This is a genomic window from Sphingomonas sp. 7/4-4, from assembly GCF_027941955.1.
In the GTDB taxonomy this organism is placed as follows: Bacteria; Pseudomonadota; Alphaproteobacteria; order Sphingomonadales; family Sphingomonadaceae; genus Sphingomonas.
In genome coordinates this window covers 1,745,471-1,762,572 of the sequence record NZ_CP115960.1, presented here as the reverse complement: position 1 = coordinate 1,762,572, position 17,102 = coordinate 1,745,471, and the positions used below count along the sequence as shown (strand labels likewise).

The 17,102-nt window shown below is 65.5% G+C and carries 14 protein-coding genes, 1 tRNA gene and 1 pseudogene; 10 read left to right on the top strand and 6 right to left on the bottom strand.

Annotated elements, in window-relative coordinates:
• The first annotated feature begins 27 nt into the window (after positions 1-27).
• On the top strand, positions 28-384 hold the full coding sequence (locus PIB19_RS08845) for a hypothetical protein (protein ID WP_271240500.1): 357 nt from the start codon (positions 28-30) through the stop codon (positions 382-384).
• Positions 385-743: 359 nt separating this feature from the next.
• On the opposite strand, the gene PIB19_RS08840 is transcribed toward PIB19_RS08845, so the two are convergent.
• Together PIB19_RS08840 and PIB19_RS08835 are read right to left on the bottom strand one after the other, a co-directional pair.
• On the bottom strand, positions 744-911 hold the full coding sequence (locus tag PIB19_RS08840) for a hypothetical protein (protein ID WP_271240499.1): 168 nt from the start codon (positions 909-911) through the stop codon (positions 744-746).
• Positions 901-2,293 (bottom strand): annotated as a pseudogene (locus PIB19_RS08835) (sigma-54-dependent transcriptional regulator). The gene PIB19_RS08840 and the pseudogene PIB19_RS08835 overlap by 11 nt, the downstream one beginning before the upstream one ends.
• Positions 2,294-2,389: 96 nt before the next feature.
• On the opposite strand from PIB19_RS08835, the gene PIB19_RS08830 reads away from it, so the two are divergent.
• The 5 genes from PIB19_RS08830 to PIB19_RS08810 all read left to right on the top strand — a co-directional run bounded on the left by PIB19_RS08830 (position 2,390) and on the right by PIB19_RS08810 (position 9,862).
• Positions 2,390-2,680 carry a hypothetical protein gene (locus PIB19_RS08830; protein WP_271240498.1) on the top strand — a complete coding sequence of 97 codons (291 nt, stop codon included), beginning with the start codon at positions 2,390-2,392 and terminating at the stop codon, positions 2,678-2,680.
• 58 nt (positions 2,681-2,738) lie between these two features.
• Positions 2,739-4,046, top strand: coding sequence for an efflux RND transporter periplasmic adaptor subunit (locus PIB19_RS08825; protein WP_271240497.1), 1,308 nt, complete (start codon positions 2,739-2,741; stop codon positions 4,044-4,046).
• 21 nt (positions 4,047-4,067) lie between these two features.
• Positions 4,068-4,748, top strand: a complete 681-nt coding sequence (locus PIB19_RS08820; RefSeq protein ID WP_271240496.1) for an ABC transporter ATP-binding protein — start codon at positions 4,068-4,070, stop codon at positions 4,746-4,748.
• Positions 4,749-4,883: 135 nt separating this feature from the next.
• Positions 4,884-9,380: an ABC transporter permease gene (locus PIB19_RS08815; protein WP_271240495.1), complete on the top strand. Its 4,497-nt coding sequence runs from the start codon at positions 4,884-4,886 to the stop codon at positions 9,378-9,380.
• 116 nt (positions 9,381-9,496) lie between these two features.
• The gene (locus PIB19_RS08810; protein WP_271240494.1) at positions 9,497-9,862 is read left to right on the top strand and encodes an ABC transporter permease; all 366 of its coding nucleotides are present in this window, start codon (positions 9,497-9,499) and stop codon (positions 9,860-9,862) included.
• Positions 9,863-9,986: 124 nt separating this feature from the next.
• On the opposite strand, the gene PIB19_RS08805 is transcribed toward PIB19_RS08810, so the two are convergent.
• The 3 genes from PIB19_RS08805 to PIB19_RS08795 form a co-directional block, all read right to left on the bottom strand.
• Complete coding sequence (locus tag PIB19_RS08805) at positions 9,987-11,072, bottom strand: extracellular catalytic domain type 1 short-chain-length polyhydroxyalkanoate depolymerase (RefSeq protein ID WP_271240493.1); 1,086 nt, start codon at positions 11,070-11,072, stop codon at positions 9,987-9,989.
• Positions 11,073-11,251: 179 nt separating this feature from the next.
• Positions 11,252-11,328 (bottom strand) — tRNA-Pro (locus PIB19_RS08800).
• A gap of 90 nt (positions 11,329-11,418) precedes the next feature.
• The gene (locus PIB19_RS08795) at positions 11,419-12,717 is read right to left on the bottom strand and encodes an FAD-dependent oxidoreductase (RefSeq protein ID WP_271240492.1); all 1,299 of its coding nucleotides are present in this window, start codon (positions 12,715-12,717) and stop codon (positions 11,419-11,421) included.
• A gap of 92 nt (positions 12,718-12,809) precedes the next feature.
• Here PIB19_RS08795 and pnuC point away from each other — a divergent pair, with 92 nt between their 5' ends.
• The 4 genes from pnuC to PIB19_RS08775 all read left to right on the top strand — a co-directional run bounded on the left by pnuC (position 12,810) and on the right by PIB19_RS08775 (position 16,258).
• Positions 12,810-13,364: a nicotinamide riboside transporter PnuC gene (gene pnuC, locus PIB19_RS08790; RefSeq protein WP_271240491.1), complete on the top strand. Its 555-nt coding sequence runs from the start codon at positions 12,810-12,812 to the stop codon at positions 13,362-13,364.
• Entirely contained in the window at positions 13,361-13,879 is a 519-nt protein-coding gene (locus PIB19_RS08785; RefSeq protein WP_271240490.1) for an ATP-binding protein, read from the top strand. Before pnuC ends, PIB19_RS08785 begins: the two co-directional genes overlap by 4 nt.
• Positions 13,880-13,932: 53 nt before the next feature.
• Positions 13,933-15,726, top strand: a complete 1,794-nt coding sequence (gene lepA / locus PIB19_RS08780; protein WP_271240489.1) for a translation elongation factor 4 — start codon at positions 13,933-13,935, stop codon at positions 15,724-15,726.
• 106 nt (positions 15,727-15,832) lie between these two features.
• Complete coding sequence (locus PIB19_RS08775) at positions 15,833-16,258, top strand: hypothetical protein (protein ID WP_271240488.1); 426 nt, start codon at positions 15,833-15,835, stop codon at positions 16,256-16,258.
• Between the two features lie 155 nt (positions 16,259-16,413).
• Here the strand turns inward: PIB19_RS08775 and PIB19_RS08770 are convergent, their stop codons facing one another.
• Positions 16,414-17,016 (bottom strand): hypothetical protein, encoded by a 603-nt coding sequence (locus PIB19_RS08770; protein WP_271240487.1) that lies wholly within the window; start codon positions 17,014-17,016, stop codon positions 16,414-16,416.
• Positions 17,017-17,102 lie beyond the last annotated feature (86 nt).

The following is a 17,102-nucleotide window of genomic DNA, read 5'->3' as shown; positions in this document are numbered from 1 at the left end:
TCGCGCCGCGAATTTCTGCCGCTTGATTTGGGGCGTCTGCGCCACTGCGCGATAGGCTTCGATGAAATTGCTCAGGCCCTGCGCGCGTCGCGCCAGCGTCTCGACCGCGGCGCGTGCATCGCCCACGCGAGGGTCCGCCGAGAGATCGGGATCGCCGAGCAGATCGGCCGCAGTCGACGCGAGCGAGGTCACCGGCGTCAGCGAATTGAGGATCTCGTGGGTCAGCACCCGGACAAGGTCGGTCTGCGCCGCCATTTCGACGGCATCGAGCGTACCCTGGATCGGCTGGACGCTGATCGCGCGCGTGCGCTGCCCGAGCCGTTCGAGTGTCGCGGCGCGGACCAGCATTCGCTGCGGGCGTCCGGCGATATTGAGTATCAATAGCTCTTCGCTCTGCGAACTGTTTGCAAGGCGTCGGGCAAAGGTGGCGCCATAGGCGGCGAAATCCTCGGGCAGTGTCCCGTGCTCGCCGGTAAACAGGCGCCGCGCCGCCTTGTTGGCGAGCGTTACATGGCCACCGGCGTCCACCGTCAACACCGCCACCGGCATGTCGTCGACCAGGGCATCGAGATAGCGCAGCTCGCCGGCGACGCGGTCCTGATCGGCACGGAAGCGGCCCAGCACCTCGTTGAGCGATGCGCCCAACTCGCCGAACCCGGCGCCGCCATGCGCGTCGAACTGGAGCGCGGTGTCGCCGAACTTGAGCGCTTCGAGGAAGCGCGCGACGGTGCGGTTGGTGCGCGTCACGTGCCGCCAAAGCCCTGCAAAGGTCGCGGCGGCGATTCCGATCGCGACGATCCGCGCCGCGCCGAGGCCGGGGTCACGAACGCGGCGATGCACGCCAGCAGCACCGCCACCAGCGCCCCGACCCAGGCGATCAGCCCGAGCGTGAAGCGCCGGTCAAAGCCCATGCTTCTCCATTCGCCGATAGAGGGCGGCGCGCGACAGTCCCAGCTCGTGCGCGGCGAGCGAGATGTTGTAGCCGTGCTTCTTGAGTGCTTCCTCGACCAGCCGGCGCTCGACGCGCTCGAGGTTGAGATCGTCCGCCGGCCGGGGCGCGACCACCGCCGAGGGGCGATCCGCGGGGCGCCGGAGACAAGTGCGAAATCCTCGGGCTCGAGCGGCACATCGCGCGCGAGGATCACTGCGCGTTCGAGCGCATGGCGCAGCGCACGGACATTTCCCGGCCAGTCGTGGCTGAGCAGAGCCGCACGGGCGGCGGCGCTGAGCTGGGGGTGAGGGCGACCATAGCGCTTTGCGTAATGATCGAGAAAATGCTCGATCAGTTCGGGTACGTCCTCCAGCCGTTCGCGCAACGGCGGCAGGTCGATCTCGACGGTGTTGAGCCGGAACAGAAGATCCTGCCGGAAATGGCTCTCGTCGCGCAGCTTTTCGGGCGGCAAATTGGTCGCGGCGATCACGCGGATATTCACCGGCACCGGCTTGTTGGCGCCGACAGGGTGACCTGGCGCTGCTCGAGCACGGTCAGCAATTTGGGCTGGAGCCGCAGCGGCAGATTGCCGATCTCGTCGAGGAACAGGGTTCCGCCATCCGCCGCCTGGATGCGCCCGACGCGATCGGCGCGCGCATCGGTGAAGGCGCCCTTCACATGGCCGAACAGTTCGGAATCGATCAGGTCCTCGGAAACCGCGCCGAGATCCACCGTCAGCATCACTTCGTTCGCGCGCAGCGACTGCCGGTGGAGCTCGCGCGCCACCAGTTCCTTGCCGGTGCCATTCTCGCCGAGCACGAGGACATTGGCGTCGGTCGGTCCCGCGCGGGAGATGAGCGAATGTACCCGCGCCATCGTGGGCGACTGGCCGAGCAGCGCCGAGCCCGCGACCACCGATGAAGCCGGGGCCGGCGCCGCTCCACCCGCCACCGCGGCCTTGCGCGATCGCCGCAGCGAGGCCGCGGTACGCACGGTCGCGAGCAATTTGTCGTTGGACCAGGGCTTGGAGACGAAATCGGTCGCGCCGCGCTTCATCGCCGCCACCGCGACCTGCACCCCGGCATGCGCGGTGATCATCACCACCACCATCTCGGGATCCATGCCGAGCAGCTTTTCGAGCCAGGCGAGCCCCTCGGCCGCGTCGGTCGCGCCGCGCGCGAAATTCGCGTCGAGCAGCACCACGTCGGGCGTGCGCGCCTGCACCAGCGGCAGCGCCTCGTCGGGGCTGCGGACGGTCGCGACATCGGTGAACAGCCGGCGCAGCAACAGCCGCGACGCCATCAGGATGTCGTCGTCGTCGTCGATCACGACGCAATAATCGAATTCGGGCCCGCTCCCCATGCCGTCCACTCCCGTACAGCGGCTGTTCGGTACCGGACAATCAATTTGCGTGCCAAGGGCTGATCGCCGTCACCGCTCGTCGCAAAAGCGGCAGAAATGCGCGGTTGGCACGGCTCCTGCTCAGCATTCCACGAAAATCACGGAGCGGGGATCAGGCAGGTGTTTGGCAATCGGAGCGGAAAATTGGCGCGAAACGCCGTGCTGCTGGCCATGCTCCTCTGCGCCGCGCTTGCATTTGGCGGCAAACCGCGGGCCGCGCTCGACATCGCAGTGCGCGAGCAAAGCGGGCATGCGCTGCTCCAGCTCGGCTTCGCATCGATCAGCCTGGCGTTCGATTTCGGACAGAAGTGTCCGAATTCGAACGCTTGTGCGGGTGCGATCCTGTGATCAGTCTCGCAACCTGCCTCCGCACCGGGCTTGGCACGGGGGTTGCTAAGTCATGACCATGGGTGTCGTTCGGATGCAGAAGAATATGGGGGACCGTCCGGTAACCGGCAGCGGCATGGACGAAGTCGTCGAGACGCGGAAGCTCTCGACCAGGGTCAAGGTCGCGATCGGCGGGGCGGTGGTGCTGATAGCCGCGGCATTGTTCTGGTGGTTTGCGCCTTCGGGCTCCAGCCAGACGGTCGGCGCGGACCACGTAACCATCTCGACGGTGACGAAGGGCACGTTCGACGATTTCATCCCGTTGCGCGCACGCGTCACGCCTCTGCTCACCGTTTATATCGATGCCGTCGAAGGCGGTCGGGTCGAGAAGATGCTGGTCGAGGACGGCGCGACGGTCGCGCAGGGCCAGCCGATCGCCTTGCTCTCCAATGCCGAGCTCCAGCTCTCGACTCTAGCGCGCCAGACCGAAGTCGAGCAGCAGATCAACAATATGCGCAGCCAGGAACTGGCGCTGGCCCAGACCCGGCTCTCGAACGAGCGTGCAGTGCTCGCGGCCGAGACGGTCAATGACAAGGCGCGCCGCCAGTATGAGCGCGAGAGGCCACTTGCCACCAAGGGCTTTGTCTCTGCCAAGCAGTTCGCCGATACCCAGGCCGATTACGAGCTCAGCCAGCGCACCCTCGCGGCGCTGAAGCGCAGCCAGGCCACCGACTCGCGGCTGCAGACCAGCCAGCTCTCGCAGCAGCAGGCAGCGGCGCAATCGATGCAATCCGGCCTGTCGATCGCGCGTGCCAATCTCGATGCGCTCCAGCTCCGCGCGCCGGTCGCCGGCCAGCTCTCGGGTTTCTCGGTACAGGTCGGCCAGTCGCTCCAGCGTGGTGAACGCGTCGGGCAGATCGACAGCCCCGGCCGCAACAAGCTGATTGCCGGGGTCGACGAATTCTATCTCGGCCGCGTCCAGCTCCAGCAGAAGGCGAGCCTCGATTTCGGCGGCAAGCGCTATGACGCGAAGGTCACCAAGATCTACCCGCAAGTGCAGAACGGCCAGTTCCAGGTCGATCTGCAGTTCGTCGGGGCCGAGCCCGCCAATATCCAGCGCGGCCAGACGATGCAGGCGCGGCTGACGCTCGGCGATCCTGCGCCGGCTCTGCTCGTCCCCAACGGCGCCTTCTACAACGAGACCGGCGGCAACTGGATCTTCGTCGTCACCCCCGACGGCGGCAGCGCAGTGAAGCGCCAGGTCCGCCTCGGACGCCGCAACGCCGAATTCATCGAAGTGCTCGAGGGCCTCGAAGCCGGCGAGAAGGTGCTGACCTCGCCCTACACCGGCTACACCGACAAGACGCGCCTGGACTTGTCCAAATAATTCCAACGAAAGGGAATTTTCATGCTGACGATGCGCGAACTCTCCAAGGTTTACCGAACCGATACGGTCCAGACGACCGCACTGGACGCGATCGACCTCGATATCGCCGAGGGCGAATTCGTCGCGATCATGGGGCCTTCGGGGTGCGGCAAATCGACTCTGCTCAACATGATCGGGATGCTCGATAGCCCGTCGAGCGGCTCGTACGTGTTCAACGGCAAGGAAGTCGCCGGCCTCTCCGAAAGCAAGCTCGCCGATGTGCGCAAGGAGAGCATCGGTTTCATCTTCCAGAGCTTCAATCTGGTCGACGAGTTGAGCGTCCGCGACAATGTCGAGCTGGCCTTGCTCTACCACAATGTTTCGTCCTCGGAGCGCAAGCGCCGGGTCGACGAAGTGATGGACAAGGTCGGCATTGCGCACCGCGCCAAGCATCGCCCGAGCCAGCTTTCGGGTGGCCAGCAGCAGCGCGTCGCGGTCGCCCGTGCGCTCGTCGCCAGCCCCAAGCTCATCCTCGCCGACGAGCCGACCGGCAATCTTGATACGCACCATGGCGAGGAAGTGATGCGCATGCTCCAGACGCTTAACGCCGAGGGCTCGACCATCGTGATGGTCACCCACTCGCCCGCGCACGCCGATTATGCCGGCCGCATCGTCTCGATGCTCGACGGCCGCATCCTGCAGGAGCGGCGGCGGGCGGCGTGAAGAAGTCTCCCTCTCTGCTTGGCGGGGAGAGGGCAGGGGAGAGGGGCAGTGCTCTCCAGCGTTTCCCTCGCGGATCATGCCCCTCTCCCCAACCCTCTCCCCGCAAGCGGAGAGAGGGAGCAGAAGGGAAGCCGAATGTGGCGTAACTATCTGAAGATCGCGCTGCGGCTGCTGGCCCAGAACCGCGTCTATGCCGTGATCAACATCGGCGGATTGGCGCTCGGGCTCGCCGGCTGCCTGCTGATCCTGGCCTATGTCCGCTACGAGCGCAGCTATGATAGCTGGCTGCCGGACAGCGGCCGACTCTATCAGGTCCAGACGAAGTTCAATCTGCCCGGCCAGCCCGCGCGGCACGTTCAGGTGAGCCCGTTCATCATCTACGAGAAGCTGCCCGGCGGCTTCCCGCAGGTCGAGGCGGTGACCTCGCTAGCGCCCGGCAAGACGGTCACCGAGCGCGATGGCCAGCCGGTCTTCATCAATGTGGCCACGGTCGACGCCAATTTCTTCGACGTGCTCGGCTTTCCCTTCGCACATGGCGCTGCGGCGACCGCGCTGCCCGACACCAATTCGATCGTGCTCACCGAGAGCGAGGCGATCCGCCATTTCGGCACGGCTGATGCGCTCGGCAAACAACTGAGCCTCGGCGCAGGGCCGGGGAAGCGCGACCGTCGCGTCACTGGCGTGCTGCGCGATCTGCCGCGCAACACCAGCCTGCGCCTGAACCTGCTCGTCCGTCGGGACGTGAGCACGATGCGTCCGGAGCAGCGGGGCTGGAACAATTTCGAGCAGCAGCACTATGTAAAACTACGCCATGGCGCGGATGCCGCTTCGATCAATGCCGGTCTGCCGGCATGGGAAAAGCGCAACATTGGCGACGCGGCCATCGACGGAAAGCCGGCGACCATGTCGGACGCCGTCGATCTCAAACTCGTGCCGCTGACCGACGTCCATCTCGGCGCGACACAGGACGCGGCACTGACCCCCGGCGGCGATTCCCGCGCGCTCGCCACCTTCGCGGTCGTCGCGTTGCTGACCCTGGCAATGGCAGTGATGAACTTCGTCAACCTGTCGACCGCGCGCGCCACGCAGCGCGCCCGCGAAGTCGCGCTACGCAAGGTGCTCGGGGCCTCGCGCGGGCAGCTGATCGTGCAGTTTCTCGGTGAAAGCGTGGTGATGGCGGCAGTGGCGATGCTGCTCGCGCTGACCATCGTCGAGCTTGCTACGCCGTGGATCAGCGCCGCGATCGGCGCGGACATCCGCGTTGCCTATTTCGGCCCGACAGGCATGCTACTTCCCGCGCTGGGGCTGTTTCTCGCGACCGGGCTGCTCGGCGGGCTCTACCCGGCCTTCTATCTCAGCCGCTTCCGCCCGGCCGAGGTGCTGCGCGCCAACAAGTCCTCTGTCGAGACGCCGGGCAATGGCCGGTTCCGCACCGGGCTGGTGATGATCCAGTTCGCCATCGCGATCGGGCTGATCGCCTCGACCTGGGTGATCTTCTCGCAGACCCGCTATGTCGAGACGGTCGATCCCGGCTATCGCCGCGACGGGCTGATCCAGATCGTCAACGCCTGGCGCTTCGCCAAGGGAAGCGAATACGATGCCGCCCACGCCGAGATGCTGGCGATCCCCGGCGTCACCAGTACGACGCGGATCTCGGTCCCGCTGGCTTCCGACACGCGGCCGGTATGGCTGGTGAAGGTCACCGGCGCCGAGGAATATCAGTCGCTCAGCTATTATGGCGTAGATGCCGAATATCTTCAGACGACGGGCATCGACCTGCTCGCCGGCCGCCGGTTCGACGATCGCATCGCGCTCGATCGGGTCCCGACGGGCGACGATCAGGCTCGCGCCGCGCGGGGCGTTAACGTCGTGATCAACCGTGCTGCGGCGCGTAAGCTCGGCTTCCGCACCCCGCAAGCGGCGATCGGGCAAACGGTGCGGGCGATGCGCGGTGGCCCTCTGGTCCCCTCGGCGATCGTCGGCGTGGTCGAGGACATGCGCTTTCGCAGTGCGCGCGAGGCCATTGAACCGGCTTTCTATGCTGTCGATCCGGACGCGACCGAGGTGGTTCTGGTCCGCTTCGCCGCCGCCCGTCCGGGCGAGGTGATGGCGGCGCTGAACAAGGTCTGGCGCAAGTTCGAACCCGAGATCCCGTTCGAGGCGCGCTTCGTCGACGATATCGTTCGCGAGCTCTATGCCGCCGACCGGGCCCGCGGCGCGCTGTTCGCAGGCTTCTCGGTGCTGGCGGTGCTGATCGCCTGTCTCGGCCTGTACAGCCTCGCCTCGTTCGCCACCGAGCGGCGCACCAAGGAGATCGGCATCCGCAAGGTGCTCGGCGCGAAGGTGCGCGACATCGTGCGGCTGCTCGCCTGGCAGTTTTCCAAGCCGGTGGTGCTCGCCAACCTGATCGCGTGGCCGGTCGCGTGGTGGGCGATGCGCGAATGGCTCAACACTTTCGACATCCGCATCCCGCTGACGCCCACCCCTTCGCATTGGCCGGGCTGCTCGCATTGCTCATCGCGATCGTCACGGTCGCCGGACAATCGCTGCGGGTCGCCCGCACCAATCCCATCCACGCGCTTCGCTACGAGTAGGAACCAGACCATGTGGCGCAATTATGTGACCGTAGGCTTGAGGGCTTTGGCCAAGAACAAGGTCTATGCCTTCATCAACATCTTCGGCCTGTCGCTCGGCATCGCCGCGTGCCTGCTGATCCTCACCTTCGTGCGCTATGAGTTCAGCTATGACAGCTGGCTGCCGGGAGCGAAGGATGCCTATCAGCTCCAGGATTTCTACAAGCCGACCGAGCAGGGCGGCGAGGAATACAAGCTGCAGGTGACGAGCTATGCGTCGGGCACCGCGCTGCAGAAGGATTTCCCGCAGGTCGAGAAGCGCGTCTACATCACCAATCAGGGTTTCACCTTCGTCCTGAACGGCCAGGCCTATCAGCCCGAAGGTGCCTTTTTCGCCGACGGCAACATCTTCGACATCCTCCAGATGCCTTTCGTGCGCGGCGATGCGGCGCATGCTCTCGACGATCCGCACGCGCTGGTGCTGAGCGAGACCGAGGCAAAGAAATATTTCGGCACCGAAGACCCGATCGGCAAGACGATCACGGTGCTGAGCTCGGATCTCAAGGAGGATTATCGCGTCACCGGGGTGTTCAAGGATCTGCCCAAGAGCACGCATTTGCGCATGGGCGCAGTCGCGCGCTTCGATCCGCAGACCTATTTCGCGAAGATCCCGAACTTCCTGACCTCGTGGAACTCGCAGGGCGGCTATGTCTATGTGAAGCTGCGCCCGGGCACCGACGCGAAGCAGCTGATGGCGCAGTTCCCGGCCTGGGAGAAGCGCAACATACCGAACGATCCTGCCGATGGCGGCCCGGTGACCAATCCGGGCGATCACCAGGATTGGCGCCTCACCAATGTGCGCGACGTCCATCTCGGCGAGGCGCAGAATGCCACGCAAGCGCCGGGGAGCGACAAGCAGACGATCCTCACCTTTGCGGTGGTGGCGTTGATGATCCTCGGCATGGCGTGCATCAACTTCACCAATCTCGCCACGGCGCGGGCATCGCAGCGGGCGCGGGAAGTGGCATTGCGCAAGGTGCTGGGCGCCACACGCGGACAGCTGATCATCCAGTTCATCGGCGAATCGATTCTCGTCGCCGGCATCGCGACGTTGGTCGCGCTGGCGCTCGCCGAGCTGGCGCTGCCGTTGCTCAACAACTTCCTCGATGCCCAGATGCAGATCCATTATCTCGGATCGCAGGGCATCCTGCTGCCGGTGATCCTGCTGGCGATCCTCGTCGGTCTCGCCGGGGGCGTCTATCCGGCGCTCTATCTCTCGCGCTTCCAGCCGGCGCGCGTGCTCAAGGCCAACAAATCGGCCGCCGATGCCGAGGGCAACGGCCGGCTGCGCAACCTGCTGGTGGTCGGCCAGTTCGCGGTCTCGATCGGGCTGATCATCTGCACCGCGATCGTCTATTCGCAGACGATCTACGCGCGGACGATGGACGCCGGCTACAAGCGCGAAGGATTGATCCAGGTCGCCGGGATCAGCGAGCCCCAGGTCGAGGCGGTGGTGCGGACGCTACGCGAAGAGGTCCGCCAGATTCCCGGCGTGACCGAGGTGGGGCGGGCGACGATCGGAGTCGCCCCGAACAATAATTCGATGACCTCGGCGCGGCTGCCCGGCCAGACCAGCTATGTCCAGCTCGGCGTCTACGGCATCGATCCCGGGGTCAAGGATGCGCTGGGGATGAAGCTGCTCGCCGGCCGCAACTTCTCCGAAGTGATCGCGATGGATGATCTCGACCACGCCGTCGCCGACAGATATTGCCGCGGAGAAGGCGCTGGTCGCGCGTGGCACCAACGTCATCCTGTCCGAAATGGCGGCCAAAAGGCTCGGCTTCAATACGCCGCAGACCGCGATCGGCAAGCAGGTCCAGATCGGCTTCACCGTGCCCGAGGCGGGGAACTGGGTGCCGGCGACCGTGGTCGGTGTGACGAGCGACGTGCGCTATCGCAGCGTGCGCCAGCCGCTCCAGCCCATCGTCTATTTCTACCAGACCCGCGGTTACTACACCTTGCTCGTTCGCCATACCGGCGACGCCAGGCCGGTTCGTGACAAGATCGAGGCGATCTGGAAGCAGCTGGTGCCCGAACTGCCCTTCGAGGCGCGTTCGGTGACCGAGGTGGTCCACAATCTGTACACGGGGACGAAAAGCGCGCGCAGCTTTCGGGATGTTCGCGATCCTGGCCGCGGTAATCGGCTGCCTGGGGTTGTTCGGCCTCGCCTCGTTCACCGCCGAGCGTCGCACCAAGGAGATCGGCATCCGCAAAGTGCTCGGCGCACGTACGCGGGATATCGTCCGGCTGCTGGTCTGGCAGTTCAGCCGGCCGGTGCTGATCGCCAATCTGATCGCCTGGCCGATCGCCTGGTGGGTGATGCGCGATTGGCTCAACCAGTTCGACATCCGCGTCAGCCTGACACCGACCCCGTTCATCCTCGCGGGATTGCTCGCATTGCTGATCGCCATCGGAACGATCGGCGCGCACGCCTTCCGCGTCGCGCGCACCAATCCGGTTCATGCCTTGCGCTACGAGTAGGCGCGTCAGTTCAGGGCATGGTCCGGGCGGGCGAGGTTGAGCAGGTGAGATTGCCCCGGCAATCTCAGCCATGTGCGGGGCACATGGCGACCTGCTCAACTCCTCGCCCGCTTCACATGCGGGGTCAGCGCATCAGCCCGGCGGCGCGCAGCGCATCCTCGATAACCCTGGTCACGCCGCTCGCCACGGGGCGAGGCAGGGGATGGCTATGCGTATTGGCCGGCACTGGCGCGGGGCTACCTGCCGCGTCGCCGGACAGCCCCCAGAATTGAGCGATATGCTGGGTCGAGGAGATCCCCGCCTCGAGCATGTAGGGGCTCGCCACCCCGACCGCATCAGTCCCATGCGTGCCGAGCGGCGTGCCATGGCCCATCCCCGCGATGCTATATTCCTCGATCACATCACGGCCCGAAGCATCGCACCAGACCCTACGCGGATAGCCGTCGATCGTCTCCACCCGCGTCGGCTCCGCGCGCGCCCCGTGGAGGCTGCGCCACTGGCTGACGATCGCATTGGCATTGGAATGCGCGACGGTGGCGTCGGCGCTGCCATGCCAGACCGAAACCGTCGGCCACGGGCCGGCATGATCGGAGGCGTCGCGGATGAGCGCGGCAAGCTGCTCCTCCTCCGGTCCACCATATCCGCGCATCCGGTCGAACGCCTCGGGCACCGAGCTGGCGGTGCCGAACGGAAGCCCGGCGATGATCGCGCCGCCCGCAAAGACCTCCGGATAGGTCGCGAGCATCACCGACGTCATCGCGCCTCCAGCCGAAAGTCCGGTCACATAGACCCGCGCCGGATCGAGATCGTGCGCCGCCGCCATCGCCGCGACCATCTGTCGGATCGATAGCGCTTCGCCACCGCCGCGTCGCGCGTCCTGCGGCGAGAACCAGTTGAAGCACAGATTGGGATTATTCTGCCGCTGTTGCTCGGGAAGCAGCACCGCGAAGCCATGGCGATCGGCAAGTTGCGACCAACCTGCGCCATGGTCATAGCCCGCGGCGGTCTGAGTGCAGCCATGGAGGACGACGACCAGCGGGGCATGGTCGGGGAGGCTTGCGGGGACATAGGTCCGCGCACGTAGCGCGCCCGGGTTCGAACCGAAGCCGGTCAGGACGGTCAGCCGATCGCTCGTGGGCGAAGTGGCGGCCATGCCATGCACGGTGCGCAGCGCGGAGAGGCGCGTGACGGTATCGTTTAGAGTACGCAAAGGGCATCTCCCGGCCAGCCGGCCACAGGCGAGCCGAATCGCACGCTGCACGAAGATGGGCTTTCATGCTGCACTGCACAATAGCGAAGTGGTTGATAACGAGTGCAACGCTTGCACGAAGCCGGCGCCGAAACCGGCTAAGGCCCGGTTCGCGCCAGATGTTGCGATGCTTAAGAAAATGGTCGGGAAGAGAGGATTCGAACCTCCGGCCCCTGCCTCCCGAAGACAGTGCTCTACCAGGCTGAGCTACTCCCCGACGGAGTATCGATTCAGCGCCTTCGAAGGGCGAACCGATGCTGGAGCGGCGCCTATAACCATGCGGATTGAGTCGCGCAAGCGCTGGCGGTCATGGATTTCTGGCGGCGAGCAATGCATCGATGCTGGTGAATTTCTCGCGCGGGGATCCCTCGCGCGCTGCGGCGTTCTCGGCGGCCTCGATCTTTTGCCAGTCGCGGAAGGTGACGACCTCGACACCGCGCCCGGCGAGCAGCGCGTCAAGGCCGGCGCGCCCCTGCTTTCCCGAACCGTCGCCGATATCTGCGGCGATCTTGTCTGCGATGGCGAAGCCGTCGGGACGGTTGGTGCCTATCGTTCCGGTCGGCCCGCGACGCGCCCAGCCGACCGCGTAGAGTCCGGGCAGCACGCGCCCCTCCTCATTGGCGAAACGGCCGGATCGATCGTCATAGGGCACGCCTTCGATCGGCGGCGTGCGATAGCCGATGCAACTCACCACCAGGCTCGCGGGTATTTCGTAGCGCTCGCCGGTGCCGTTCGCGCGGCCTTCGCCGTCCAGCGCGGTGCGTTCGACCACCACCCGTTCGACCTTGCCTTCGCCCTCGACGGCGACGGGCATCGCGAAGAAATCGAAGACGATGTGGACCGGCTTGTCCGCGCCATTGGCGACGGCGAAGTTGCGCAGGTGCGTGACCGATTTGCGCTGACCGGGATCGAGCAGCGAATCCGTGTCGAGGGGTGGCAGGTCGGCCGGATCGACGATCGGGCGGGCGCGCTCGAGTTCGCCGAGCTCGCCAAGCTCCTTTGGCGTCATCGCGATCTGATGCGGGCCGCGGCGGCCGAGGAGCGTGATGGTGTCGATATGGGCGCCCTGCAGCGCAGTGAGCGCATGGCCGACAATGTCCGAGCCGGCGAACTCCTCCCTGGTCTTGGCGAGGATCCGCGCGACGTCGAGCGCGACATTGCCGTTGCCGATCACCACCGCGGGCCCGTCGAGCGGCGGTGCGAGATCGGCATAATCGGGGTGACCGTTATACCAGCCGACGAACGCCGCCGAACCCACGACGCCGGGGAGCTCGGCGCCGGGGATGTCGAGCTTGCGGTCGTGCGGCGCGCCGGTGGCGAGCACCACGGCGTCGTAGAGGCTGCGCAGCTCGTCGATCGACACGTCCTGGCCGATGGTGACGTTGCCGACGAAGCGGACATTGTCCGTGAGCGCGACGGCCTCGTAGCGCCGCGATACGCCCTTGATCGACTGGTGATCGGGGGCGACGCCTGTGCGGATCAGCCCGAAGGGCACGGGCAGGCGATCGATGATGTCGACCCGCACGCCCTCGCCGAACGCCTTCTGGCAAGCTTCCGCAGTGTAATAGCCGGCCGGCCCGGAGCCGATCACCGCGATATGGCGCATATTGTCCTCTCGCATTTTGGGACAGCCTAGCGCGACAATTCCGCAGGGCAACCCACTCGACCCCCGCGCGAAGTTGCTGCTACGAAACGTTCGTGAGCCCGATCGAAGCCGCCGCCACCCTGTTCGGGCTGATCAACGTGACGCTGGTGGTCCGGCGGAGCATGTGGAACTACCCGTTCGCGCTGGCGATGGTGTCGCTCTACGCGTGGATATTCTTCCATCAGAAGCTCTACAGCGACGCGCTGCTCCAGCTCTTCTACATCGCGGTGAACCTCTATGGCTGGTGGAACTGGACCCGTTCGCGTGCCCGAACCGGCGAAGTGCGCGTCGAGCAACTCGGATATGCCGCGCGGCTCGGCTGGCTCGCGGGCTGCGTCGCCGCATCGGCGGTTTGGGGCGCAGTGATGCATCGCTACACCGATGCCGCTTTTCCGTGGTGGGACGGCAGCATTGCGATGTTCAGCGTCGCGGCGCAGATCCTCCAGTCGCGCCGCAAATGGGAAAGCTGGGTGCTGTGGATCCTCATCGATCTGGCCGCGGTGCCCTTGTTCGCCATAAAGGGGCTCTGGCTCACCGCCGGGCTCTACGTCGTCTTCCTTGCCCTGTCCGTCTGGGGCCTGATCCATTGGACCAAAGCCAAAGCATGATCCCGCGCACCATCTGCCTCCACGGCCCCGAAAGCGTGGGCAAGACGACGATCGCCAGGCGATTGGCCGAGCATTTCGGCGGCGAGATGCTCGACGAATATGGTCGTGATTATGCCGAGGCCCACGGCATCATGTTCACGATGCGCGACCTGATCGAGATCGCGCAGAACCACGACGCCGGCGCGCGCATGCTGCTGGCCGAGGGCGCCGATCCGCTGATCCTCGACACCGACCCCCTGATGACCGCTGTGTGGGCGGACATGCTGTTCGCCAAGCGCGATCCGTGGTTCGACGCATGGGACAACACCGCGGATCTCTACCTGCTGTTCGACATCGACTTGCCGTGGATCAAGGACGGCACGCGGATGTTCGGCACCGAGCCGCTCCGCCGCCGCTTCTTCGAATTGTCCAAGGCCGAGCTCGAGCGCCGCGGCGTGCGCTGGGCGCTGGTCAGCGGGCAGGGTGAGGCGCGGTTCGAGGCGGCGCTGGCGGCAATCGCGGCCTATCGGCCCTAGACGGCGCGCAGCCCCTTCGCATCGTGCGCCGCCCCTGCTAACGCCGCGCGATCATGGCGACCGAACTTTCAAAGATCCGCAATTTCTCGATCATTGCGCATATCGATCACGGCAAATCGACTCTGGCCGACCGGCTGATCCAGCGCACCGGTGGGCTCTCCGAGCGTGAGATGTCCTCGCAAGTCCTCGACAACATGGATATCGAGAAGGAGCGCGGGATCACCATCAAGGCGCAGACCGTGCGCCTCGACTGGAAGGGCCACACGCTCAACCTGATGGACACGCCGGGCCATGTCGACTTCGCCTATGAAGTGAGCCGCAGCCTCGCCGCGTGCGAAGGCGCGCTCCTCGTCGTCGACGCGGCGCAGGGCGTCGAGGCGCAGACGCTCGCGAACGTCTATCAGTCGATCGAGCACGATCACGAGATCATCCCGGTGATCAACAAGATCGATCTCCCCAGCGCCGAACCCGAGAAGGTGCGGCACGAGATCGAGGAGATCATCGGCATCGACGCCTCGAACGCGGTGCTCGCCAGCGCCAAATCGGGGATCGGCATCGAGGAGATCCTCGACGCGATCATCGAGCGCATCCCGGCGCCCAAGGGCGATGCCGATGCCCCGCTCAAGGCGATGCTCGTCGACAGCTGGTACGATCCGTATCTGGGCGTCGTCATCCTCGTCCGGGTGATCGACGGGACGATCAGGAAGGGCCAGCAGATCAAGTTCATGGCCGCGGGCACCACGCACCTGATCGACCGCGTCGGCGCCTTCCGCCCCAAGATCGAGCAGCTCCCGGACCTCGGCCCCGGCGAGATCGGCTTCATCACCGCGCAGATCAAGGAAGTGGCGCAGGCCCGTGTCGGCGACACGCTCACCGACGCCAGGCGCCCGACCGCGGAGGCGCTGCCGGGCTTCAAGGAAGTCCAGCCGGTGGTGTTCTGCGGCCTGTTCCCGGTCGATGCTGCGGATTTCGAGAAACTGCGTGAGAGCATCTCCAAGCTGCGTCTCAACGATGCCTCCTTCTCGTTCGAGATGGAGACCAGCGCGGCATTGGGCTTCGGCTTCCGCTGCGGCTTCCTCGGGCTGCTCCACCTCGAAATCATCCAGGAGCGGCTGACCCGCGAATATGATCTCGACCTGATCACCACCGCGCCGTCGGTGGTCTACAAGATCAGGCTCACGCACAATGGCGGCGAGATCGAGTTGCACAACCCGGCCGACATGCCCGATCCCACCAAGATCGAGGAGATCGAGGAGCCGTGGATCCAGGCAGTGATCTATGTGCCTGACGAATATCTCGGCTCGATCCTGAAGCTGTGCCAGGAACGGCGCGGCATCCAGAAGAACCTAACCTATGTCGGTGGCCGCGCGCAGGTGACCTATGAGCTGCCGCTCAACGAAGTGGTGTTCGACTTTTACGACCGGCTGAAGTCGCTCTCAAAGGGCTATGCCAGCTTCGATTACGAACAGATCGGCCACCGCCCGGGCGATCTGGTCAAGATGGGCATCCTGGTCAACGAGGAACCGGTGGATGCGCTGAGCATGATCGTCCACCGCGCCACCGCCGAAGTGCGCGGCCGCGGCATGGTCGAGCGGCTGAAGGAACTGATTCCGCGCCATCTGTTCAAGATCCCGATCCAGGCGGCGATCGGCGGCAAGGTGATCGCCCGCGAGACGATCAGCGCGATGCGCAAGGACGTCACCGCAAAATGCTATGGCGGCGATGCCACGCGTAAACGGAAACTGCTCGAGAAGCAGAAGAAGGGCAAGGCGAAGATGCGCGAATATGGCAGCGTGAGCATCCCGCAAGAGGCCTTCATCGCGGCGCTGCGGATGGGCGAGGAATAAGGCGCGGGCGACGTTCGGCCAGAGAAAAGGCGCTGAAGATGCCTATGGCGGCCGTGGTGGCCGGGGTGTAATCTCGGCCATCAGCCGTGTCCGCAACGGAGGCCTTATGAAGCTCGCTATTCTTGCGTCTGCTCTGGCATTGGTCGGGTCGCCGCCGGCCTACGCAGCGGACAAAATAGGTGAGAGCTGCAGCGGGACCGAGACCGTGCAGATCGGATCACAGGCCCCGCAGACCGTTCCCTACGCCATCACCTTCAGTGCCGATCTGGCTGCGAAGTCCTACTGCTACGATAAATGCGGGCCGGATCAGACCTATGCCATCAGCGACAGCACCCCGACGCTGGTCAAACTCGCCGATCTGGATCGCGGTAGCCAGAAGCGCCGGATGACGTTCGATCGTCGATCGGCGAGGCTGACCGACTATCAGGCCTTCGACGCCGGTTTGGGACCGGTCGTCCGAAATGCGACTGCGACATGCAGGGTCGCGCCGTTTCATGAGCCGGCACCCCTTGCGCGGGCTCAAACGCACTAAACTCCAGATTGCGAATGCCGGCTTTCAGCGCCTCTGACCCGACGGCGCCGGGAGCGGTGCGGAACGATCGGCCGCGCGGGGATGCTCCGGCGGGCCGCGGCGTGGCTCGGTGGATGCGTACTGCGCAAGCAGCCGCGCCATTCGACGTACGGAACTCATGTTACGACCCTCCCCGGGTTCTTCATCCCGGCAGCAGGGCACAATCCCGGTGCGAGGACTGCGTTCCGAACAATCGAGGTTAACCGGCTGGAACGAAGGTGTTTTGCTGTCGAATCGAGAGCGAGCCCCTGGCTGGGGCGCGGCTCACCCCATCGCCGCCCGCAACTCCGCCATGCGCGCGTCGATGGGCGCGATCCGCTGCTGATCCTCGGGGAGAAGAGCGGCAGCACGTCCATCCCCGGCTCCCAATAAGGACGCGTGATCTCGCCGCGCTTCGCCACCAGCGCGATATATTCGCGGACCAGGGCTTCATGGCCGTCGGGAGCCATGATGTTGGGGCGGAAGGTGGCGGGATCATAGGGTGCGGAAGGATCGGGCAGGAACAATACGCGCGGCGGATCGCCGGCCTGTGGCGTGACATCGAGCAGGTCGCCTTCGGGGCGGCGCCAGACGGCGTGGTGCTCGGCCTCGAACCAGCGGCCGGGCCAGCGCCAGATCGCCCAGCCATAGACCGCCTCTCCGCCGTGCCGCAGCGCCTGCGCAACCGAATTGTCGAAACAATAAGCGGGTTTGGCGTCGGGAGCGGGCTCGACGCGCACGTAGAGCGGGACCTCGCGCGAGATCGTCTCGCAAAAGGCGCGGGTGGCCGAATCGATCTGTTCCGGGGGCCGAGGATCATGGCTCT